A 23,638-nucleotide genomic window follows, 5' to 3' on the forward strand; every position below is an offset into this window, starting at 1 on the left:
CAGCTGTTTTAGCGGCGTCTGATCGGACGCCATCGCGGGCAAGCGGAGCGCCGCCCGGCCCGCTCCCACAGGTTTTGTGGGGGCGGGCCGGGCGGCGCTCCGCTTGCCCGCGATGCTTTTGACGATCTGAAAATCAGATCGGGCAGGTCACGCCTGTGCCGCCGATCCCGCAGTAGCCCTCAGGGTTCTTCGCCAGGTACTGCTGGTGATACGCCTCGGCGTAGTAGAAGGTCGGGGCCTGTTCGATTTCGGTGGTGATGGTGCCCATTCCCGCCTTGGTCAGCTGCGCCTGGAACGTCTGCTCGCTGGCCTTGGCTTCCTCCAGTTGTTCAGGTTTGACCGCGTAGATCACCGAACGGTACTGGGTGCCGATGTCGTTGCCTTGGCGCATGCCTTGCGTCGGGTTGTGCAGCTCCCAGAACATCGCCAGCAACTGCTTGTAGCTGATCCGGTCCTGGTCATACACCACCAGCACCACTTCGGTGTGGCCGGTCAGGCCCGAGCAGACTTCCTCATAGGTCGGGTTGGGGGTGAAGCCGCCGGCATAACCCACCGCTGTGCTCACCACGCCTTCACGCTGCCAGAACTTGCGTTCTGCGCCCCAGAAGCAGCCCAGGCCGAAGATCGCGAATTCCACATTGCCAATGAAGGGACCCAGCATGTACTGGTCCTTATTGACGAAGTGTTTCTCCGGTACGGTGATCGGGGATTCGCGGCCGGGCAGGGCTTGTTCTTTAGTTGGGAGCACGTTTTTGTTCACCAGAATTTCCGAGCGCAAGACCATGATCAGTCCTCTCAGTCAGAGTATGTAAGTAGTCAGACCGCCAGTGTGCCGAATAATCCCCGCGGGAGCGAGCGCCCGCAGGGATGACTCAGTCAGGCAATTGGGCCACGTGGGTAGCGTTTGAGCTTGTCGATCAGCTCGGCGCCGGGGATCGGCCGGTCGAACAGGTAGCCCTGGCCGACGTCGCAGCGATGGCGGCGCAGGAAGGCCAGTTGTTCGGCCGTCTCGATGCCTTCGGCCACCACTTTGAGCTTGAGATTATGGGCCATGGCGATCACGGCCGAGGTGATCTCCATGTCGTCCTGGTTGTCCGGGATCTCATGAATGAAGCTGCGATCGATCTTGATGATGTCGATCGGGAATTTCTTCAGGTAGCTGAGGGACGAATAGCCGGTGCCGAAATCGTCCATGGCCAGGGTCAGGCCCAGGCGTTTGAGCTGGTCGAGCTGCAGGTGAGTGTCTTCGGTGGCTTCCAGCAACAGGCCTTCGGTCAGTTCAAGCTCCAGCAGGTGGGCGGGGAGCTTTTCTTCCTTGAGGATGTTGGCAATCGAGGACACCAGGTCCGGGTCGGAGAACTGCTTGGGTGACAGGTTGATCGCCACCTGCAGGTTGCCCAGCCCGGCAGCGCTCAGTTCGATGCTCATGCGGCAGGCCTGGCGGGCGATCCATTTACCGATGGGGATGATCAGGCCGGTCTCTTCGGCGACGCTGATGAACTGATCGGGGCGGATCATGCCTTTTTCCGGATGGTTCCAGCGCAGCAGTGCTTCCATCCCCAGCAGACGACCGGAGCGCAGGCACAGCTTGGGCTGGTAGAACACGTCCAGCTCGTTCTGGGTCAGGGCGCGGCGCAGGTTGTTCTCCACGAACAGCTTGTAGCTGGCCTCGGCGTTCAAGGCTTCGGTGAACACCTGGACCTGGTGTTTGCCATTGGCCTTGGCCTTGTGCAGGGCCAGCCCGGCGTTGCGCATCAGTGTTTGCGGGTCGCGCCCGTGCAGCGGCGCACAGGCCACGCCGACGGAGGCGGTGACGCTGATCAACTGGTTATCGACGAACATCGGCTTGTCCAGCGTCATCAACAGCTGGCTGGCCATTTGCTGGCCGATAGACAGGCTGGCGTCATCCAGCAGTACCGCAAATTCGTTGCTGGCAAAACGCGCGAGGCTGCCACTCGGGCTCAAGCTGTTGCGCAGGCGGCGGGCCAGGCTGATCAGCAGTTTGTCGCCGGTCTGGTGGCCGAGGCTGTCGTTGATCCGCTTGAAATTGTCGATGTCCACCAGCAGCAGGCAGATCGGGCTGTCGCTGTCGCGGGCAAAACGTTCGTCGAGGTTGCGGATAAACGCGGGGCGATTGCCCAGGTTGGTCAGGTTGTCGGTATAGGCCAGGCGCTCGATGCGCTGCTGGGCCAGCTTGGCCTGGGTGATGTCTTCGTAGATGCCGATGTAGTGGGTCAGCTCACGGTTGTCGCCATACACCTTGGAAATCGACAACTGGCCCCAGTAGGGCTCCAGATTCTTGCGCCGGCTCTTGAACTCACCTTGCCAGCTGTTGCTCTTGGCCAGGCTCGAGGGCGCGTCGAACAGCAGTTCGCTGAGATTTTCCAGGGCCGGCAGTTCCGACAGGCGCTGGCCGTGGACTTCTTCGGTGCTGTATTGGGTGATCGCCGTGAAGCTGGGGTTGACGTACTCGACCACGCCGTCGCAATTGACCAGCAAAAAGGCGTTGGCACTTTGCTCGACCGCACGCTGGAACAGGTGCAGGGCGCTGGTGGCGGTGCGCCGGTTGTGGTTGTTGATGACCTGGGCAAACTGGTCGGCCAACTCGCCGGCGAAAGCGATTTCGTCCGACTGCCAGGCACGGGTCACGCCGGTCTGTTCCAGGCACAGGACGCCGACCACCTGGCCGTCCACGCGGATGCTGGCATCGAGCATGGCGTTGACGTCCCGTGGACGCAGGCTCTCGGCCATTTCCCGGGTGCGCGGGTCATGCATGGCGTTGTGGGCATCGATGGCCCGGCTCGAGTGCAGGGCTTCCAGGTAATCGGGGAAGCCGCTGGCGTCGATCACTTCGGGTAGCCGGTGTTCCTGCGAAGAGCGGTGGTAGGCGGAAATCGGCAGCAGTTGGCGATTTTCCAGGTTCCACAGGCTGGCGCTGTCGATCTGGTAGATATCGCAGGCGCTGCGGGTAATCAGTTCGGCCGCTTCGCGCAACGAATTGCCGGAGCTGTAGCGCTGGCGCGTCAGCAGCAGGATCAGGTCTTGCTGGGCACGCACGCGCTCCAGGTGTTGCAGTTGTTCCTGCTGGGCGCGCTGGTTCAACTCCAGGGCAATCTGCAGGCGCGAATTCTGGGTTTCCAGGTCGAGCGCCGGCAGCAAGGGGTCGTCTTCGAACAGGCCGTCGACCACCAGCAGATAACCGCGCAGCAGGTGTCGATTGTGTTGCTTATAGGCTTCGCCCATTTCCAGCAGGCTCAGGGAGCCCTGGGCAGTGTGCAGGGTGTAGCGGATCAGGTAGTGCGGGCTTTGGCTCAGTTGCTGCTGGATCGTATCGTGCAACTGATAACGGGCTTCAGGCTCCATCAGGCTGGCGTAGGGCGAGCCGACCAGGGCGCAAAGCTCTACGGCGGGCAGGCCGAACTGGCGTTCGCAGTTGGGGTCGAGAAACAGCAGGGCCCAGCTTGCTTCATTCAGCCGCTCGAAACGCAGCATGCCGAGCCGCGAGGGCACAGGCAATTGCGTCACTACCTCGGCCACCATTCGGCTGGCGGCATCGGGATGGCTTTTCATGGAAGAAACTCGCTTCGAAAATGCTGAACGCGACGTGCTCACGCCCTCTGTGTAGCCAGCGGCAAGGTTGCATGATGCCGCCCTGGCTGACAATAGAGGATGAAGGCTTAGTGCTATAGGTGTTTATCGGCCGAAACACGGATTTCTGTAGGAAAACTGCGCGTAATTTGTGGGATTTCGTAAGGCCACACCTACACAACAAGTGGCAGAGTCTGGGGGGGAGGGTGCAGGGGAAGGTTTACCGAATACAGCAGGTCGCCATCAGGGTCGCGGTACTCCACGCGAATATGCTCGGTGTGCACCGTCAGGTGGGCGAAGTTGTCCTGGCTGATCACCTCGCTTGTCCATTCGAGGTAATAGTCGCCGGCAGCGGTTTTCGCCAGCGGCTGGTCAAGGATGAACGACGAGGACTTGGCAAAGGGCAGCCAGGCGCTGTTGCAAAACGGTGACGAGACGATGGTCTGCACCTCGAAGTCCGGGTCTGCTGTGTGACGTAGGCGCGAGGTGAGTGAGCCGTGGACGTCACCCGAGATGATCAGCACATTCCTGATCTTGTGCAGGCGGATACTTTCGAGGATGCGCAGGCGCTGTTCGGGGAAGGCTTTCCAGGTGTCACTGTCATTGCCTTTACTGTCCGGGAACAGCATGACGCCGGTGACCAGCATTTTGACCCGCGCCGGGCTGTGGATCAGCCACTTGAGCACCGCTTGCTCTTGATCGGCATCGATGATGCGTCGGTCGTCGGCCGAGAGGTTGCGTCGGGTTCGGGTGTCCATGACAAACCACTCGATGTCCCCCTGGGCAAACTGGTACCAGTAATGTGGCGGCTGGTCATCGGGTTGCTCGCCAGCCGGACCATGACTGGCTTGATAGATTTCGTACGCGGCCATCGCGTTGCGATACAGGCTGTTGTCGTTGCCACCGGCGTTGGCGGGCCAGTTATCCTCTATTTCGTGGTCGTCGAGAATCATGTAGGTCGGCAATGAGGCCATTAGCGCCCGAATATGGGGCTGAGAAAAGGCCGCGCGGTACTTGGCGAGAATATCCGGGTAATCGCGGTCCGGGGCGACGACGTTCATGTCGTCCACATACACCTGGTCACCGGTCATCACCAGGGCGCTGATCGCTGACGAGGAGGTGTCCGCCAGCCGCTTGATCGCCGCAAAGATCCGGTCGCCCTTGGCGGGCGCTGACGGGAGACCCAGGGTCATGCGCAGGTAGCGGCACGAGCCGACGATGTAGCTGCGGGGGGTGCAGGCTTTGCTGGAGGCGGTGCGAAAGCGGTAGGTTTCCCGGGGCCATTGCAGTTTTAACGGGTCAAGGGTTTCCAGCGCCGGTCGGGTATTGCCCGTATTGAACCAGCCTGCCTGGTACTCATACTCGGTATCGCTGGCGAGGTCATGCAGCGCGATCACCGCCGACATGTCGCGATCCGTCGTCAGCTCGGCAAAGAACCCTTTGGACCAGTTCGGATCGCCCGTGCGGCGATAACGCAGCCCGGCAAACACCCAGGCGTTGGTCACTGGGGCGCCCCGCAGAAACAGGCGGGCATGTTGAAAGGTGGTGTGGCCGACAATTGGGCCGACAGTAGGCTTGAGCATATTCGAATCCATTCGAAGTGCGGCGTGGGAAGTCGCGTCCAGCACGGTATGTGTGCTTTGCAATTCATCTTATGGCTGGAGGGCATTTGAGAATTGGCGGGGAAGTGGACCCGGGACGTGGTCCTGGTCAACTGTTGGCGTAGTCTTTGGTGTTAACGCCGGTAGGAATGCGTAGCGGTTTTGCCTAAGCGCCTTTCGAGGTTGGGCTGTTTTGCAGGCAAAAAAAGCCCCGCCAATTGGCGGGGTTGAGGTACGAGCGTGGCGCTCGGAAAACGTGGAGCACGCAGGGCCCTTCGCGAAAGAAGGGCCCAGCGGTCTTACAGCAGGATGGTGCGGATGTCGCCCAGCAGGTCGCTCAGACGCTTGGTGAAACGGGCCGCAGCGGCGCCGTTGATCACACGGTGGTCGTAGGACAGCGACAGCGGCAGCATCAGTTTCGGCTGGAAGGCTTTGCCGTCCCAGACTGGCTGGATGGTTGCCTTGGACACGCCGAGGATCGCCACTTCCGGTGCATTGACGATCGGCGTGAAGCCGGTGCCGCCAATGTGGCCGAGACTGGAGATGGTGAAGCAGGCGCCTTGCATGTCGTCGGCCGTGAGCTTCTTGTCGCGGGCTTTGGCAGCCAGCGCAGCGGCTTCGCCAGCCAGTTGCAGCAAGCTCTTCTGATCAACGTTCTTGATCACAGGAACCAGCAGGCCGTCTGGGGTATCAACCGCAAAACCGATGTTCACGTACTTCTTGCGGATGATCGCCTTGCCGCTTGGTGCCAGGGAGCTGTTGAAGTCCGGCAGTTCCTTGAGCAGGTGTGCGCAAGACTTGAGCAGCAGCGGCAGAATGGTCAGCTTGACGCCAGCCTTCTCGGCCACAGCTTTCTGGGCAATACGGAACGCTTCCAGCTCGGTGATATCCGCCGAGTCGAATTGGGTCACGTGCGGAATGTTCAGCCAGCTGCGGTGCAGGCTCGATGCGCCGATTTGCATCAGGCGGGTCATCGGCACTTCTTCGGTTTCACCGAAGCGGCTGAAGTCCACGACTGGAATCGGAGGGATACCGGCGCCGCCAGTAGCACCGGCGGCCGGGGCTTCCTTGGCCTTCTGCATCATGGCCTTGACGTAAACCTGCACGTCTTCCTTGAGCACACGACCGTGCGGGCCGCTAGGGCTCACCGAATTCAGCTCGACACCGAATTCACGGGCCAGTTGGCGTACGGCCGGACCGGCGTGAACCTTGGCACCGCTTGGCGCTGGCGCAGCAGCCGGGGCCGCAGCGGCCTCGGCTTTGGCAGCAGGCGCAGGGGCGGCAGCGGCAGGTGCCGCTTCAGCCTTGGCCGCCGGAGCTGGCGCAGCAGCAGGTGCTGGGGCTGCAGAGGCTGCACCCTGGACTTTGAGCTTGAGGATAAAGTCGCCAGTGCCGACTTCGTCTTCGAGCTTGACCGCGATGCTTTCCACGACGCCGGCAGCCGGCGAAGGGATTTCCATGCTGGCCTTGTCGGATTCCAGGGTGATCAGCGACTGATCAGCCTCGACGGTGTCGCCGACCTTGACCAGCAGTTCGATGATCTTGGCCTTGCCCGACGAGCCGATGTCCGGGACATGAATGTCCTGCACGGTGGCGGCGGCAGGTGCAGCAGCCGGGGCCGCAGGGGCCTGGGCAGCAGCTGCAGGCTTTTCAGCAGCAGGAGTGGCAGGAGCAGCGGCAGGAGCGGCTGGCGCAGGGGCTGCATCAGCAGCACCTTCGATTTCCAGCTCCAGCAGTTCGTCGCCTTCTTTCAGGCGATCGCCCAGCTTCACTTTCAGGCTCTTGACCACGCCGGCCTTGGGAGCAGGGATTTCCATGCTCGCCTTGTCCGATTCCAGGGTCAGGATGCTCTGGTCGGCTTCGACTTTGTCGCCGACCTTCACAAACAGTTCAATTACTTCACCTTCACCGCTGCCGATGTCAGGTACGCGAATGAGTTCGCTCACGGAAAATCTCCTCAGCAGTCCAGTGGGTTGCGTTTTTCCGGGTTGATACCGAACTTGGCGATGGCTTCAGCCACAACCTTAGGTTCGATGTCACCACGGTCAGCCAGTGCTTCCAGGGCTGCCAACACCACGAAATGACGGTCAACTTCGAAGAAATGACGCAGTTTCTTGCGGCTGTCGCTGCGGCCGAAACCGTCAGTGCCCAGGACTTTGAATTCCTTGGACGGTACCCACTGACGGATCTGCTCGGCGAACAGTTTCATGTAGTCGGTAGAGGCAATCACCGGACCTTTACGGCCGTTCAGGCACTCTTCGACGTAGCTCAGCTTAGGCTTCTGGCCTGGGTGCAGACGGTTGCTGCGCTCCACGGCCAGGCCATCGCGACGCAGTTCGTTGAAGCTGGTAACGCTCCATACGTCAGCGCCGACGTTGAACTCTTCACGCAGAATCTTCGCCGCTTCACGGACTTCACGCAGGATGGTGCCGGAGCCCATCAGCTGTACGTGGTGCGCCGCTTCGCGGTTGTCTTCTTCGAGCAGGTACATGCCCTTGATGATGCCTTCTTCCACACCGGCCGGCATGGCTGGCTGCTGGTAGGACTCGTTCATCACGGTGATGTAGTAGAAAACGTCCTGCTGCTCTTCGGTCATCTTCTTCATGCCGTCCTGGATGATCACCGCCAGCTCGTAGCCGTAGGTTGGATCAAAGGTGCGGCAGTTCGGGATGGTGGCAGCCAGGATGTGGCTGTGACCGTCTTCGTGTTGCAGGCCTTCGCCGTTCAGCGTGGTCCGCCCAGCGGTACCGCCGATCAGGAAGCCACGGGTACGGCTGTCGCCGGCCGCCCAGGCCAGGTCGCCGATCCGCTGGAAGCCGAACATCGAGTAGAAGATGTAGAACGGCAGCATTGGCTGGTTGTGGTTGGAGTACGAAGTACCGGCCGCGATGAAGGAGCTCATGGCACCTGCTTCGTTGATCCCTTCTTCAAGGATCTGGCCCTTCTTGTCTTCCTTGTAGAACATCACCTGGTCTTTATCGACTGGCTCGTAGAGCTGGCCGACGGAGGAGTAGATGCCCAACTGGCGGAACATGCCTTCCATACCGAAGGTACGGGCTTCGTCCGGGATGATCGGGACGATGCGCGAACCGATTTCCTTGTCCTTGACCAATTGCGCGAGGATCCGCACGAAGGCCATGGTGGTGGAGATTTCACGGTCGCCCGAGCCGTCCAGGATCGCCTTGAGGGTGTCCAGTGGCGGGGTCGGAATGCTCACGCTCTGGGCGCGGCGCTGTGGCACGAAACCGCCCAGTGCAGTACGACGCTCGCTCAGGTAGCGGGCTTCAGCGCTGTTTGGCTCAGGCTTGAAGAACGGCAGGTTCTCCAGCTCTTCGTCCTTGACCGGGATGTCGAAACGATCGCGGAACAGCTTCAGGCTTTCAACATCAACCTTCTTGGTGTTGTGCGCGGTGTTTTTCGCTTCGCCGGCACCGGTGCCATAACCCTTGATGGTCTTGGCCAGGATGACGGTCGGTTGTTCTTTGTGGTTGACCGCTTCATGGTACGCCGCGTAGACCTTGTACGGGTCGTGGCCGCCACGGTTGAGCTTCCAGATCTCGTCGTCGGACAGATCGGCAACCATCGCCTTGAGTTCTGGCGTGTTGAAGAAGTGCTCACGGACGAACGCGCCGTCCTTGGCCTTGTAGTTCTGGTACTCGCCGTCGATGACTTCGTCCATGCGGCGTTGCAGGATACCGTCGACGTCCTTGGCCAGCAGTGGGTCCCAGAAACGGCCCCAGATGACTTTGGTCACGTTCCACTGGGCACCACGGAACACGCCTTCGAGTTCCTGGATGATCTTGCCGTTGCCGCGAACCGGGCCGTCGAGGCGCTGCAGGTTGCAGTTGATGACGAAGATCAGGTTGTCCAGCTTCTCGCGGCCAGCCAGGGAGATCGCGCCCAGGGATTCCGGCTCGTCGCACTCGCCGTCGCCCAGGAAGCACCAGACTTTCTGCTTACCTTCCGGAATGAAGCCACGGGCTTCCAGGTACTTCATGAAACGTGCCTGGTAGATCGCCTGGATCGGACCCAGACCCATGGAAACGGTCGGGAACTGCCAGAAGTCAGGCATCAGCCAAGGGTGCGGATAGGACGAGAGGCCCTGGCCGTCGACTTCCTGGCGGAAGTTATTCATTTGTTCTTCGGTGATGCGGCCTTCCATGAACGCACGGGCGTAGACGCCTGGCGAGGTGTGACCCTGGAAGTAGATCAGGTCGCCGCCGTGTTCGTCGGTCGGGGCCTGGAAGAAATAGTTGAAGCCGATGTCGTACAGGGTTGCGCTGGAGGCGAAGCTGGAGATGTGACCGCCCAGGTCAGAATCTTTCAGGTTCGTACGCATCACCATGGCCATCGCGTTCCAGCGTACCAGCGAGCGAATGCGGCGTTCCATGAACAGGTCGCCAGGCATGCGTGCTTCGTGGGTAACGGGGATGGTGTTGCGGTATGGCGTGGTGATGGCGTAAGGCAGTTGCGAACCGCTACGGGTTGCGAGTTCGCCCATACGGGTCATCAGATAGTGAGCACGGTCTTCGCCTTCTTTGTCGAGAACCGATTCCAGGGCGTCCAGCCATTCCTGGGTTTCGACGGGATCGAGGTCTTGCATGGCTTGCTCCAGGGCGGAAAGGCTACCAGAATCGGTTGCCTGAGTTAGCGACTGGCCTTGTGGGCAGACGTTATAAATTCTTGGAATGCCGGAGGTTGATTCGGCGGCGTGTAGTTTTACTACAAATCTCCGGGCATTTCAGCCTTTCGAATGTATATACGAGTAGTAAAACTACAGAAGAACGGCTTGTGGCCTCCTGCTGTGTTGTGAGAATAATCGTTACTCTTGGTCTTTAGCCAACCAGAATAGGGTCGAGCGTGATGCTGGCTACCAAAAATATTGAGATTTCAGCTATTTCTAACCTTTGTTCGACAGTCCTTTGCGTAGTGCAATTGCTGGGTTCACTACAGACCGCCCTTTCTACGCCGATCAAGGATAGACCATGAGCCTGCCTTCGCTTGCCCAACTGCCCGCCATTCTCCAGCCGTTTGTCAGCCGTGCCGAGCAATCGTTGCGCGCGGCCGTGGCCGCCCTCGACGATGATCATGGCCTGTCCACCTGGACGCCCGAACGCTGGGCGCAATGGGCTCGCGTGACGGGCGCCAGCGACTTTGTCTCTGAACAATGTGTACGTGACCCCTTGATGTTGCTGGCGCTGGTGCAGTCCGGCGAGTTGGACCGCCCTTTCGCTGCGGGTGAGCTATGCGCGCAGATCGCCACGGCAGCGCAGGCAGCTACCACCGATGACGAACTGGCCCGGGCGCTGCGCCGCCAGCGTAACCGTCACCAGGTGCGCATCATCTGGCGCGACCTGAACCGTCAGGCCGACTTGATCCAGACCTGCCGCGATCTCTCGGACATGGCCGATGCCAGCATCGACCAGGCCTATCAGTGGTTGTACCTGCGCCACTGCCAGCAGTTCGGCACGCCCACCGGGCGGCGCAGTGGCGAGCCGCAGCAGATGGTCATCCTCGGCATGGGCAAGCTCGGCGCGGTGGAACTCAACCTGTCCTCGGACATCGACCTGATCTTCGCCTACCCCGAAGGCGGCGAGACCGTCGGCGTCAAGCGTGCGCTGGATAACCAGGAGTTCTTCATTCGCCTGGGCCAGCGGCTGATCAAGGCGCTGGACCCGATGACCGTCGACGGTTTTGTATTTCGCGTCGACATGCGCCTGCGTCCGTACGGCTCGTCCGGCGCGCTGGTGCTCAGCTTCAATGCCCTGGAGCAGTACTATCAGGACCAGGGCCGTGACTGGGAACGCTACGCCATGATCAAGGCACGGGTGGTGGCCGGCGACCAGGTCGCAGGGGCACAATTGCTCGACCTGCTGCGCCCGTTCGTCTATCGGCGCTACCTGGATTTCTCGGCGATCGAAGCGCTGCGCACCATGAAGCAGTTGATCCAGCAGGAAGTGCGGCGCAAGGGCATGGCCGACAACATCAAGCTGGGCGCCGGTGGCATCCGTGAAGTGGAATTCATCGCCCAGGCCTTCCAGCTGATTCACGGCGGCCGCGACCTGAGCCTGCAGCAGCGTCCTCTATTAAAGGTGCTCAGCACGCTGGAAGGGCAGGGTTACCTGCCGCCGGCGGTGGTCGGCGAATTGCGCGAGGGTTATGAGTTTCTGCGTTACACCGAGCACGCGATCCAGGCGATTGCCGATCGGCAGACACAAATGCTCCCCGACAACGAGCAGGATCAGGCGCGCATCGCCTTTATGCTGGGTTTTGCCGACTGGCCAGCCTTCCATGCGCAGTTGATGTATTGGCGGGGCCGGGTCGACTGGCATTTCCGTCAAGTGATCGCCGATCCCGACGAAGAGGAGGGTGCGCAAAGCGAAGTGGTGGTCGGTGGTGAATGGTTGCCGCTGTGGGAAGACGCCCAGGACGAAGAAGCTGCGTGCCGTCAGTTGCAGGAGGGCGGTTTTGCCGATGCGCCGAAAGCCCTGAAGGCCTTGGCCGGCCTGCGAGGCAGTCCGCAGCTGCGGGCAATGCAGCGTCTGGGGCGCGAGCGTCTGGACGCCTTTATCCCGCGCTTGCTGGCCCAGGCCGTCGAGCACGCCAACCCGGACCTGGTGTTGGAGCGTGTGCTGCCATTGGTTGAAGCCGTGGCGCGGCGTTCGGCGTACCTGGTGTTGCTCACGGAAAACCCGGGTGCCCTGCGCCGCCTGCTGACGTTGTGCGCGGCCAGCCCGTGGATTGCCGAACAGATCACCCGCTTCCCGCTGTTGCTCGATGAGTTGCTCAACGAGGGGCGCCTATTCAAGCCGCCCCTGGCGCCGGAACTGGCGGCGGAGCTGCGCGAGCGCCTGACGCGTATTCCCGAGGATGACCTGGAACAGCAGATGGAGGCCCTGCGGCACTTCAAGCTGGCGCACCGCCTGCGGGTCGCCGCCTCGGAAATCGCCGGCAGCCTGCCCTTGATGAAGGTCAGCGACTACCTGACCTGGCTGGCCGAGGCGATCCTCGAGCAGGTCCTGGCCCTGGCCTGGCGCCAGACCGCCGCCAAGTATGGTTCGCCACAGCGCCCCGACGGCACCTTGTGCGACCCAGGTTTTGTGATTGTTGGCTACGGCAAGGTCGGCGGCCTGGAACTCGGCCATGGTTCGGACCTGGACCTGGTGTTTATCCACGACGGTGACCCGCAGGCGGAAACCGACGGGCCCAAGCCGATCGATGGCGCGCAATTTTTCACCCGCCTGGGCCAGCGCATCATTCATTTGCTGACCACCCAGACCAACTCCGGGCAACTCTACGAAGTCGATATGCGCCTGCGGCCTTCCGGCGCCTCGGGGCTGTTGGTCAGTTCGCTGGGGGCGTTTGAGCGCTATCAAGAGAATGAAGCGTGGACCTGGGAACATCAGGCGCTGGTGCGCGCCCGTGTGCTGGTGGGCAGCCAGGATGTCGGCCAGGCGTTCGAGAAAGTCCGCGCCAAGGTGTTGGGGCGAGCCCGCGATTTGCCCAAGCTGCGCCAGGAAGTCAGCGAGATGCGCGCCAAGATGCGCGATAACCTGGGAACCAGGATTACCGGTGCCGGGACGGCGGCCAATGCCTTCGAAGCCACGGTGCCGTTCGACCTCAAGCAGGACGCCGGTGGTATCGTCGATATTGAATTTATGGTGCAATACGCGGCTTTGGCGTGGTCCCAGACGCATCCGCCGCTGCTGCGCTGGACAGACAACATCCGCATTCTGGAAGAGCTGGAGCACGAAGGCTTGATGCCCGCGGCCGATGCCAGCCTGATGCGTGAGGTCTACAAGGCCTACCGCGCCGCCGCTCACCGCCAGGCGTTGCAGAACGAGGCCGGGGTGGTGGCAGGCAACCAGTTTGTCGATGAGCGCCAACAGGTGTTGCGAATCTGGCGCGAGTTGGGGCTAAGCTGACACGGGGTAGTTCAAACACCTCATGCCCCTTGTGGGAGCGGGCTTGCCCGCGATGGCGTCGTCAGACATCACCGTTGATGTCGGCTATTACATCGTTATCGCGGGCAAGCCCGCTCCCACAGTGAAGGTGCTGTGATTGGTAGATCTGGAGCCACTCAAGCGACACTGCACGGGATGTGCACCAATACCCATGTGGGAGCGAGCCTGCTCGCGATAGCGGAGTGTGAGTCGACAGCAGTGTTGAAGGTAATCACCCCATCGCGAGCAAGCCCGCTCCCACAGTGTTTTTCGAAGCAGGGAGGCCAATGCCTCCCCTATTCGTTTGTGGATAACTATGAAAATTCTGATCGTTGGGCCCAGTTGGGTCGGTGACATGGTGATGGCGCAGACACTGTTCATGTGTCTGCAGCAGCGTCATCCACAGTGCGAAATCGACGTGCTGGCCCCGGAGTGGAGCCGGCCGATCCTTGAGCGCATGCCCCAGGTGCGCCGGGCCTTGAGCTTTCCGCTCGGCCACGGCGCGCTGGAGCTGGCAACGCGGCGGCGGATCGGCAAGTCCCTGGCCGGCCAGTACGACCAGGCGATCCTGCTGCCGAACTCGTTGAAGTCGGCGCTGGTACCGTTTTTTGCCGGCATCGCCAAGCGCACCGGCTGGCGTGGCGAGTTTCGCTACGGTCTGCTCAACGATGTGCGCACGCTGGATAAAGAGCGCTACCCGCTGATGATCGAGCGTTTCATGGCGCTGGCCTATGAACCGGCAGCCGAACTGCCGACGCCTTATCCACGGCCCAGCCTGCAAATCGATCCTGTGACCCGCGAGGCGGCATTGGCCAAGTTCGGCCTGACCCTCGATCGCCCGGTGCTGGCGCTGTGTCCGGGGGCCGAGTTCGGCGAGGCCAAGCGCTGGCCCTCCGAGCATTACGCCAAGGTCGCCGAGGCGAAGATTCGCGAGGGTTGGCAGGTCTGGCTGTTCGGTTCGAAGAACGATCACGCGGTCGGCGAAGAGATCCGTTCCCGGTTGATTCCCGGGCTGCGGGAAGAGGCGATGAACCTCAGTGGCGACACGTCGCTGGCCGAGGCCATCGACTTGCTGTCCTGCGCCGACTCGGTGGTCTCCAACGACTCCGGGCTGATGCACGTGGCCGCGGCGCTGAATCGTCCGCTGGTGGCGGTCTACGGTTCGACTTCGCCGGGCTTTACCCCGCCGCTGGCCGAGCACGTCGAAATCGTGCGCCTGGGCATCGAATGCAGCCCGTGTTTTGACCGCACCTGCCGCTTCGGCCATTACAACTGCCTGCGCCAGCTGATGCCGCAAGCGGTGAACGATGCCTTGCAGCGGTTGCAGGGCACTGTGGTCGAGGTTCGTTAAGTTGCGGGTACTGTTGATCAAGACCTCTTCGCTGGGCGATGTGATCCATGCGTTGCCCGCGCTGACCGACGCTGCGCGGGCGATCCCCGGCATCCAGTTCGACTGGGTGGTGGAAGAAGGCTTTGCCGAAATCCCCACCTGGCATCCGGCGGTGGGCAAGGTGATTCCCGTGGCGATCCGTCGCTGGCGCAAGAATCTCTGGCAGACCATCAAGAGCGGCGAGTTCAAGCGCTTCAAGCAAAACCTGCAGGCGACCAAGTACGACTTGGTGATCGATGCCCAGGGCCTGCTCAAAAGTGCCTTGCTGACCCGTTACGTGCGGGCACCGGTGGCTGGCCTGGACAAACACTCGGCCCGCGAGCCTCTGGCGGCGCGCTTCTACTCGCGGCGCCTGGCGGTGGCCCGTGGGCAACATGCGGTAGAGCGTTTGCGCCAGTTGTTCGCCGTGGCCCTGGGCTACGACTTACCCAAAGGCCTGGGCGACTACGGCCTGAACGTCGAGCGCCTGGTGGAGTTGCCGCGCAAGAATCCGTACGTGCTGTTCCTGCACGGCACCACCTGGGACACCAAGCACTGGCCGCAAGCCTATTGGCGCGAACTGGCCGAGCGCATGGGGCACCTGGGCATGGCGGTGAAGTTGCCGTGGGGTAATCCGGCCGAGAAGGCGCGCGCCGAGCGTATCGCCCAGGGCCTGCGCAACGCCGAGGTGTTGCCCAAGCTGAACCTGGCGGGCGTCGCCAAGGTGTTGGCCGGCGCGCAAGCCTGCGTGGCGGTGGATACCGGCCTCGGGCATCTGGCCGCGGCGCTGGACGTGCCGACGGTGTCGCTGTTCGGTCCGACCAACCCGGGCCTGACGGGCGCCTATGGTCGTAGCCAGGTGCACATGGCGAGTGATTTCCCCTGTGCGCCGTGCATGCAAAAGAAATGTACCTACCAACCGACGGCTGAAGACCAGCGTCGGTTTGATCTCAAGCGCGAGTGGCCACTGTGCTTCACTCGCCTGAACCCCGAGCGTGTCGCGAGCCGACTGAGCACGTTGTTAATGGCTGAGGAGCTGCGCTGATGCAATTGGCTTTTGTACTGTACAAATATTTCCCGTTTGGCGGCTTGCAGCGTGATTTCATGCGCATTGCCCTGGAATGTCAGCAGCGCGGACACCAGATCCGCGTTTATACGCTGATTTGGGAAGGCGACGTGCCGCCGGGCTTTGAAGTGCTGGTGGCGCCGGTGAAGGCGTTCTTCAACCATCGGCGCAATGAAAAACTCAGCGCCTGGATGGCCGAGGACCTGGCCAGGCGCCCGGTGGACCGCCTGATCGGTTTCAACAAGATGCCTGGCCTGGACGTCTACTACGCCGCCGACGGTTGCTTCGAGGACAAGGCGCAGAACCTGCGCAATTCGTTGTACCGCCGCTGGGGTCGCTACCGGCATTTCGCCGAGTATGAGCGCGCGGTGTTCGCCAAGGACGCGAAAACCGAAGTGCTGATGATCTCCGAAGTCCAGCAGCCGCTGTTCATCAAGCATTACGACACCCCGCTGGAGCGCTTCCACTTGCTGCCGCCGGGCATTGCCCAGGACCGGCGCGCGCCGCCGAATGCCGGCGAAATTCGCGCGGACTTTCGCCGTGAGTTCTCCCTGGCCGACGACGAGTTGCTGCTGGTGCAGATTGGCTCCGGGTTTAAGACCAAGGGCGTTGACCGCAGTCTCAAGGCCCTGGCCGCGCTGCCGGCCGAATTGCGTAAACGCACGCGGCTGTTTGTAATTGGCCAGGATGACCCCAAAGTATTCCAGTTGCAGAGTGCCGCACTGGGCCTGGGCGATAATGTGCAGTTCCTCAAGGGCCGCAGTGATATCCCGCGGTTCCTGCTCGGTGCCGACCTGTTGATCCACCCGGCGTACAACGAAAACACCGGGACGGTACTGCTCGAAGCGCTGGTGGCCGGGTTGCCGGTGCTGGTCAGCGCGGTATGTGGTTATGCCCATTACATCGCCGAGGCCGACTGCGGCCTGGTGCTGGACGAGCCCTTCGAGCAGGCGCAACTCACGCAGTACCTGACGACCATGTTGAGCGATGATGCCGCACGTGCGGCCTGGAGCCGTAATGGCCTGGCCTTCGCTGACACGGCCGACCTTTACAGCATGCCGCAGCACGCGGCGGATGTGATTCTGGCGGAGCAACACTGATGAAGTTGATTCTGGCCGAACCGTTCAAGAGCCTGTGGGCCGGACGCGATGCGTTCAGCGCCGTCGAAGGCCTGGAGGGCGAGGTTTACCGTGAACTCGAAGCGCGCCGCACCCTGCGCACCGAAGTCGCTGGCAACGGCTACTTCGTGAAGATTCACCGGGGTATCGGCTGGGGCGAGATCTTCAAGAACCTGCTCACGGCCAAGCTGCCGGTGCTCGGCGCGGGCCAGGAATGGCGGGCGATCCAGCGCTTGCACGAGGCCAGGGTGCCGACCATGACCGCCGTGGCCTATGGCGAAAAAGGCAGCAACCCCGCTGACCAGCATTCATTCATCATCACCGAAGAGCTGGCGCCGACCGTCAGCCTCGAAGACTTCAGTATCGACTGGGCCCGGCAAGCGCCGGAGCCCCGGCTCAAGCGCGCGCTGATTGCCGAAGTGGCACGCATGACCGGCATGATGCACCGCGCCGGGGTCAATCACCGCGACTGCTATATCTGCCATTTCCTGCTGCACACCGATAAGCCGGTCACGGCTGAGGACTTCAAGCTCTCGATCATCGACCTGCATCGGGCCCAGACCCGCCCGGCGATCACCCGACGCTGGCGCAACAAGGACCTGGCCGCGCTGTACTTCTCGGCGCTGGACATCGGCCTGACTCGCCGCGACAAGCTGCGTTTCCTCAAGGGTTATTTCCTGCTGCCGTTGCGCCAGATCCTGCGTGAAGAAGCCTCGCTGCTGGCCTGGCTCGAGGGCAAGGCGAACAAACTGTACGAGCGCAAACAGCGCTATGGGGATGCGCTCTGATGACTGATTTTCTAGCCGCCGAGGACCGCGAGCGGTTCGAACGCCACGGGCTTGCCACGTTCGATGCGCTGTGGGCGCGGGAACTGGAAGCGGTGGACGAGCCCAACACCTCGGGCGGGGGCTGGAGCAGCGTGTTCCGCCTGGACCTGGACGGCCAGGGGTATTACCTCAAGCGCCAGAGCAACTACCTGACACGAACCCTGCACCGGCCCTTCGGCGAACCGAGCTTTGCCCGGGAATTTCGCAACATCAGTCGTTACCGGCAGTTGGGGGTTCCGGCGCTGGAGGCGGTGTTCTTTGGCGAGCGCAAAGTCGCCGGCGAAGTCCGCGCGATCCTGCTGACGCGGGCGCTGGATGGCTGGAACGACCTGGATGCGCTGCTGCAACAATGGCCGCAGCTCAGCGCCGGGCAACAGGCGGCGATCCTGCGCGCCTGCGGCTTGTTGGCGCGGCGGCTGCACGGCGTGCGCCAGGTGCATGGCTGCTTTTATCCCAAGCACATCTTCTTGCAGGCCGATGACGAAGGCTATCGGGCGCAACTGATCGACCTGGAGAAAACCCGCCCGCTGCTGTTTGGCCAGCGCGACCGGGTCAAGGATCTGGAGCCGTTGTTGCGCCGAGCGCCGGTCTGGAGCACCGAGAATGTGCGCAGCTTGCTGGCGGCGTACCTGGATCAACCCGCCGACAGTGCGCTGGTGGATGCCTGGCTGCAGCGCTTGTCCGCTCGACGCAGTCATAAGGGGACGCGTTGATGCGTTTGTCTGAACTGAAAAACGCCGGACGCACCCCACAACTGCCGTTGAGCCTGGAGTTGGCCGATGCCGCGGGCCCGGCGCAGTTGCAACTGCTCAGTCTGCTGCGGGTGCTGCCCGGCCAGCGCTATGTCGGGGCCGGGGTCTGGCGCGGGCGTCCGGTGTTGGCCAAGTTGCTGGTGGGCCGCAAGGCGGCGCGGCATTTTCAGCGTGAGCTGGACGGTGTGCGCCTGCTCGCGGCCCAAGGCCTGACCACCCCGTTGTTGTTGGCTGACGGCCTGAAAGAAGGCGAGGGCGGCTGGTTGCTGTTCGAACTGCTCGAGGGCGCGCACAGCCTGGGCGACGCCTGGCAACAGGTCGAAGCCCTGCCAGTGCTGGCGGATGAGCAAAGCGAAGTGCTGGCCGAGGCGCTGGCCGCCATTGGCCAGATGCACAGCAAGGGCCTGTGGCAATCGGACCTGCACCTGGACAATCTGCTGCGCCACGGTGGTCGGCTGTATTTGATCGACGGTGCCGGGATTCATGCCGAAACCGCGGGGCAGCCGTTGTCGCGGCAAAAGGTCCTGGAAAACCTCGGGGTGTTTTTTGCCCAGTTGCCCAAGACGCTGGAGCCGTTCACCGAAGAGTTGCTGGTGCATTACCTGCTGAGCAATGGCGAGCACGCGTTGCCGCTCGAAGCCTTGCAGAAGCAGGTACGCAAGATTCGTAGCTGGCGACTCAAGGATTACCTGATCAAGGTTGGCCGTGAGTGCTCGCTGTTCGCCGTGCAGCGCGGGGCCTTTGGGTTGCGTGCGATTCGCCGCGACGAAGAGGCCGCCATGTTGCCGGTGCTGGAGCAGGCCGATGCCTTGCTCGACCAGGGGCATCTGTACAAGACCGGCGGCGCGGCGAGTGTGGGCAAGGTTGAGGTGGGTGGTCGTACGCTGGTGGTCAAGCGCTACAACATCAAGGGGTTTGCCCACTGGCTCAAGCGTTTCTGGCGTCCGAGCCGCGCCTGGCATTCCTGGCGCGAGGGCAATCGCCTGGCGTTCCTCGGCATCGCCACGCCCAAGCCGTTGGCGTTGCTGGAAAAACGGTTTTTCTGGCTGCGCAGCCGGGCCTACCTGATCACCGAGTATCTGCCGGGGCCGGACATCATTGAGCGTTTTGCGCCCTATGTGGAAAGTGGCGAGGCGCCTGAGGCTGAGTTGGTGGCGCTGGATCAACTGTTTGCCGAGTTGATCGCCGAGCGCATCAGTCATGGTGATTTCAAGGGGCATAACCTGTTCTGGGACCGGGATCGCTGGTCGTTGATTGACCTGGATTCGATGTGTCAGCACGCTTCACTCAGTAGTTTTGCGCCGGCTTATGCGCGGGATCGGGCGCGGTTCATGCGTAATTGGGGTGAGGGGTCGGCGTTGTATCGGGTGATTGATCAGCGGTTGCCCAAGCAGGTGGCTTGACTCTTTTTTTTGGAGGGGTATACCCCAACCCCCCGTAGCAGCTGTCGAGCCCGCGAGGCTGTGTTCGAGGACGCAGTCCTCGCCGCCCGTCATCTTTACGCTATAATCTCGCCCTTTAGCTGTTTCTCGCCTTGGTGCGGGGACACATTATTTCCAGGCGCACGTCGCCTGCATGCAGACTAAAGAGGCTAGACCCCTGTGGCATTGACGATTCTTGGCCTGTCCGGCGCCCTTAGCCATGATCCTTCCGCAGCGCTGTACATCGACGGCAAGCTGGTCGCGGCTGCTGAAGAAGAGCGCTTCGTACGCGATAAACATGCAAAGAACCGCATGCCTTACGAATCGGCGAAGTTCTGCTTGGAACAGGCCGGTATCAAACCTTCAGACGTTGACGTAGTCGCGATCCCGTTCGCCCCGATCAGCCTCTTCGGCAAGGCCCGTTGGCAGTACGCCAAGCGTTACTGGTACGCCCCGGATCGCGCACTTGACGCGATCCTGATGGGTAACCGTCGCTACAAGCGCTATCGCAACAAGATCGTCTGGTGCCTGGAGCAACTGGGCTTCGATCCGAAGAAAATCAAGATCGAGCCGGTCGAGCACCACTTGGCCCACGCCTCCAGCGCTTATCACTGCTCCGGTTTCAAAGAGAAAACCGCGATCCTGGGTATCGACGGCAAGGGCGAGTACGCCACGACCTTCTTCGGTTACGGCGAAAACGGCAAGATTCACAAGATCAAGGAATTCTTCGATCCGGACTCCCTCGGCGGCCTGTATGGCGCGATCACCGAGTTTCTCGGCTTCGACATGCTCGACGGTGAGTTCAAGGTCATGGGCATGGCGCCGTACGGTGACGCCAGCAAATACGATTTCTCGCGCCTGGCTTCGTTCGAAAACGGCGAGTTGGTGATCAACACCGACTACGCCAACGTCATCGGCCTGCGTCGTTATAAAGAGAAGGGCAAGGGTTACTACTTCTCGCCGAAGCTGATCGAGTGGCTGGGTCCCAAGCGCGAAGGTGACATCGCCGACGAGCCTTACATCCACTACGCCGCCAGCATTCAAGCGCTGTTCGAAAAAATTTCGCTGCAGATGATCGACCACTACCTGGGCGATGTGCTCAAGGAAACCGGCAAGCTGGCGTACGCCGGTGGCTGTGCGTTGAACGTCAAGCTGAACCAGAAAATCATCGCCCGCGACGACGTCAAAGAGCTGTTTGTGCAGCCTGCATCCGGCGATGCCGGTACCGCAGTTGGCGCTGCTGCCTATGTGTCCCACGCCCGTGGCGTACCGGTCGAGAAGATGGAACACGTCTACCTCGGCCCCTCGTACAGCAACGAAGACGTGATCGCCGCGTGTGCCCGTCACCCGAGCAAGCCTGCTTGGCGCAAGCTTGAGAACATGCCGGAAAACATCGCCAAGATCATGGTCGATGGCAACCCGGTAGCCTGGTTCCAAGGGCGCATGGAGTTCGGTCCGCGTGCCCTTGGTGGTCGTTCGATCATCGGTTGCCCGAGCGCCGTTGGCGTGGCTGACCGGATCAACCACCAGATCAAGTTCCGCGAGCGCTGGAGGCCTTTCTGCCCGTCGATGCTCGACACCGTGGCGCCGCAGATGATCAAGATTGATCACCCGGCCCCCTTCATGACCTTCACCTTCGAAGTGGCTGAAGAGTGGAAGACCCGCGTGCCGGAAGTCGTCCATGAAGACGGCACCTCCCGAGCCCAGGTGCTCAAGCGTGAGTACAACCCACGCTACTACGACATGATGAAAGCCCTGGAAGTGCTGACCGGCAACGGTGTGTCGCTCAATACCTCGCTCAACCGTCGTGGCGAACCGATGATCTGCTCGCCGACCGACGCGCTGAACATGTTCTTCGGTTCCGATCTACAGTATTTGATCATGGAAGACATTCTCGTGGTCAAAGACGGCGCGGACGCTTATGACACGCTCGGCTGAGCGCCATGTCCTGCAGTTCTGTCACGGCTATGACGGGCCGTTCCTGGACTGCGCCCGGCAGTACGCCAGCCTGTTTGCGGGCTCCGGTTATCGTGTGACCACGGTGTTCCTCACCGGGGTGGCCGATGCCGAAGTCGCAGCCGGCTGCGCGTCTGACGAAGTGCTGTTCATGGAATACAGCTCCAAGGCCATTCGTGGCCTGAAGCTGGGCGCGATTGCCGATCTGCGCAAGATCGCCCAGTCGCGCCAGTTCAGTTTCTGTATTGCCCACCGGTTCAAGCCGATCTACATCGCCTTGCTCGCCACGGCGCTGCCGGTGATTGGCGTGCACCACGCCTTTGGTGACTACCAGCGGCGCACGCGCAAGCTGTTTGCGCAGATTTTCCGCAAGCGTCTGAGCCTGCTCGGGGTCTCTGACGCGGTGCGCGACGACATGCGCCGCTGCCTGCCGAAATGGCCGGCAGCACGCATTCAAACGCTCTACAACCGTATCGATGTCGACGCCTTGCAGGCCAGCCAGCTGTCCTTCGCCCAGGCGCGGGAAGAGTTGGGCCTGTCGTCGGATGCCTGGGTGGTCGGCAACGTTGGCCGCCTGCACCCGGACAAGGACCAGGCCACGCTGCTCCACGGCTTTGCCCAGGCTTTGCCAGGCTTGCCGGTCGATAGCCAACTGGCGATTCTCGGCACCGGCCGCCTGGAGCAGGACCTCAAGGAACTGGCCCGCGAACTGGGGATCGGCGATCGCGTGTTGTTCCTCGGCCAAGTGCCTGAAGCGCGTCGCTACTTCCGCGCTTTTGATGTGTTTGCCTTGAGCTCCGACCATGAACCTTTTGGCATGGTGCTACTCGAAGCCATGGCGGCCGGCGTGCCGTTGTTGGCCACGGCGTGTGGCGGGGCCAAGGAAGTGGTCGAAGGCGTCGGAATCCTGTTTCCTCTGGGCGACGCCGAACACCTGGCGCAAGGGCTGCAACACCTGGCCCGGATGGACCAGCGGGAGCGCCAGTTGTGCGCCGAGCTGATGCTTGAGCGCCTGCGCCAGCAATTTTCCGATCGCGCGGTACGCGAGGCGTTCTGGCGTCTGCCGCCTGTCATTGATCTGACGACGAGGGCTTGATGCTCAACCGATTCCAAGGCTGGCGCGAACGCGGCTGGTCCGTTGTCGACGCGTCGACCTATAGCGACGCCTGGCAACGTTGGGGGGGCAGCGTCGCGACTCACCCGCTGGTGGTCGAGCGCCTGGCTGACCTGGCCGGTATTCCCGTACGTTACCTGGCCTGGGAGCAGGGCGGCGAGCTGCAGGCGGCGATCCCGACCTGGGGCCGCGACCTGGCCTTGTCCAAGGATGTGCTCAAGCGTCATGGTAAGAAAGGTCTGTTTGACCTCGGCAATGCCGAGTTGATTCTGCCGGCCACCCCCGATGCCCAGGCCGTGCTACGCCATCGTGCCCGCTACTTGTCGGCGCTCAATGAAGGTCGTTTCACCGGCCTCAGGCTGCAAGCCGAGCAATTGGCGATGGCACGCACACCCGAAGAACTGTCGAAGAAATTTCGCTACAACCAGCGCCGTGAACTGCGCTTGCTGGAAGAGGCGGGCGGCGTGGTGCGGCCGGTCAGCGAGTTTTCCAGCAGCGAACTGGCCGCTATCTACTGCGATCTGTTCCAGCGCCGCTGGGGTTTCCCAGCCACGGGTGCGGCGCGCATGAGCGAGGTGCTGGAGTTGCTGCGCGAGTTGTTGATCGGTTCGGTGATCTTCCTCAACGATGCGCCGATTGCGATCCAGCTGGTGTACCGGGTGCAAGCGCCGCAGTGGATCAGCGTCGAGTACATCAATGGCGGGGTCGACCCCGAGACCCGTGAGTTCAGCCCCGGTAGCGTGCTGAGCTTTCTCAACACACAAAGTGCCTGGGAGCAGGCGCGGGCAGTCGACAAGCCGTTGCGCTTTTCGTTTGGTCGCGCAGATCGTGAATACAAGGACCGTTGGTGCAATCCCGTGCCCGTCTTCACTGTATGAGCCAG

At 61.8% G+C, this 23,638-nt stretch carries 15 protein-coding genes; 10 read left to right on the forward strand and 5 right to left on the reverse strand.

All coding sequences use genetic code 11. The annotated features are described in order from the left end of the window. Positions 1–133 precede the first annotated feature (133 nt). The 5 genes from msrA to aceE form a co-directional block, all read right to left on the reverse strand. Complete coding sequence (gene msrA / locus QMK50_RS16115) at positions 134–784, reverse strand: peptide-methionine (S)-S-oxide reductase MsrA (protein ID WP_095167157.1); 651 nt, start codon at positions 782–784, stop codon at positions 134–136. Between the two features lie 92 nt (positions 785–876). After that, positions 877–3,570 (reverse strand): EAL domain-containing protein, encoded by a 2,694-nt coding sequence (locus QMK50_RS16120; protein WP_320333485.1) that lies wholly within the window; start codon positions 3,568–3,570, stop codon positions 877–879. A gap of 191 nt (positions 3,571–3,761) precedes the next feature. Continuing rightward, entirely contained in the window at positions 3,762–5,171 is a 1,410-nt protein-coding gene (locus QMK50_RS16125) for an alkaline phosphatase D family protein (RefSeq protein WP_320333486.1), read from the reverse strand. A 317-nt stretch (positions 5,172–5,488) separates the two neighbouring features. Then, on the reverse strand, positions 5,489–7,135 hold the full coding sequence (gene aceF / locus QMK50_RS16130; RefSeq protein ID WP_095167154.1) for a dihydrolipoyllysine-residue acetyltransferase: 1,647 nt from the start codon (positions 7,133–7,135) through the stop codon (positions 5,489–5,491). Between the two features lie 11 nt (positions 7,136–7,146). Further along, positions 7,147–9,792: a pyruvate dehydrogenase (acetyl-transferring), homodimeric type gene (gene aceE, locus QMK50_RS16135; RefSeq protein ID WP_095167153.1), complete on the reverse strand. Its 2,646-nt coding sequence runs from the start codon at positions 9,790–9,792 to the stop codon at positions 7,147–7,149. Positions 9,793–10,174: 382 nt separating this feature from the next. Here aceE and glnE point away from each other — a divergent pair, with 382 nt between their 5' ends. The 10 genes from glnE (at position 10,175) to QMK50_RS16185 (ending at position 23,633) form a co-directional block, all read left to right on the forward strand. Then, on the forward strand, positions 10,175–13,114 hold the full coding sequence (gene glnE, locus QMK50_RS16140) for a bifunctional [glutamate--ammonia ligase]-adenylyl-L-tyrosine phosphorylase/[glutamate--ammonia-ligase] adenylyltransferase (RefSeq protein WP_095167152.1): 2,940 nt from the start codon (positions 10,175–10,177) through the stop codon (positions 13,112–13,114). Between the two features lie 334 nt (positions 13,115–13,448). Then, positions 13,449–14,483, forward strand: coding sequence for a lipopolysaccharide heptosyltransferase II (gene waaF / locus QMK50_RS16145; RefSeq protein WP_095167151.1), 1,035 nt, complete (start codon positions 13,449–13,451; stop codon positions 14,481–14,483). A 1-nt stretch (position 14,484) separates the two neighbouring features. Then, positions 14,485–15,546, forward strand: coding sequence for a lipopolysaccharide heptosyltransferase I (waaC, locus tag QMK50_RS16150; protein WP_159993348.1), 1,062 nt, complete (start codon positions 14,485–14,487; stop codon positions 15,544–15,546). After that, entirely contained in the window at positions 15,546–16,667 is a 1,122-nt protein-coding gene (locus QMK50_RS16155; RefSeq protein WP_159993350.1) for a glycosyltransferase family 4 protein, read from the forward strand. Before waaC ends, QMK50_RS16155 begins: the two co-directional genes overlap by 1 nt. Then, entirely contained in the window at positions 16,667–17,473 is an 807-nt protein-coding gene (rfaP, locus tag QMK50_RS16160) for a lipopolysaccharide core heptose(I) kinase RfaP (RefSeq protein WP_159993352.1), read from the forward strand. Before QMK50_RS16155 ends, rfaP begins: the two co-directional genes overlap by 1 nt. Continuing rightward, positions 17,473–18,225, forward strand: a complete 753-nt coding sequence (locus QMK50_RS16165) for a lipopolysaccharide kinase InaA family protein (protein WP_320333487.1) — start codon at positions 17,473–17,475, stop codon at positions 18,223–18,225. Before rfaP ends, QMK50_RS16165 begins: the two co-directional genes overlap by 1 nt. Beyond that, complete coding sequence (locus tag QMK50_RS16170; RefSeq protein ID WP_159993356.1) at positions 18,225–19,667, forward strand: lipopolysaccharide kinase InaA family protein; 1,443 nt, start codon at positions 18,225–18,227, stop codon at positions 19,665–19,667. Before QMK50_RS16165 ends, QMK50_RS16170 begins: the two co-directional genes overlap by 1 nt. A gap of 198 nt (positions 19,668–19,865) precedes the next feature. Continuing rightward, positions 19,866–21,623, forward strand: a complete 1,758-nt coding sequence (locus QMK50_RS16175; protein ID WP_095169632.1) for a carbamoyltransferase — start codon at positions 19,866–19,868, stop codon at positions 21,621–21,623. Next, positions 21,607–22,737: a glycosyltransferase gene (locus tag QMK50_RS16180; RefSeq protein ID WP_320333488.1), complete on the forward strand. Its 1,131-nt coding sequence runs from the start codon at positions 21,607–21,609 to the stop codon at positions 22,735–22,737. Before QMK50_RS16175 ends, QMK50_RS16180 begins: the two co-directional genes overlap by 17 nt. Beyond that, a complete protein-coding gene (locus QMK50_RS16185) occupies positions 22,737–23,633 on the forward strand; it encodes an antimicrobial resistance protein Mig-14 (RefSeq protein WP_320333489.1) in 897 nt (298 codons plus the stop codon). The genes QMK50_RS16180 and QMK50_RS16185 overlap by 1 nt, the downstream gene beginning before the upstream one ends. Positions 23,634–23,638: the final 5 nt, after the last annotated feature.

This window comes from Pseudomonas sp. P5_152 (genome assembly GCF_033989915.1).
Classification (GTDB): Bacteria; Pseudomonadota; Gammaproteobacteria; order Pseudomonadales; family Pseudomonadaceae; genus Aquipseudomonas.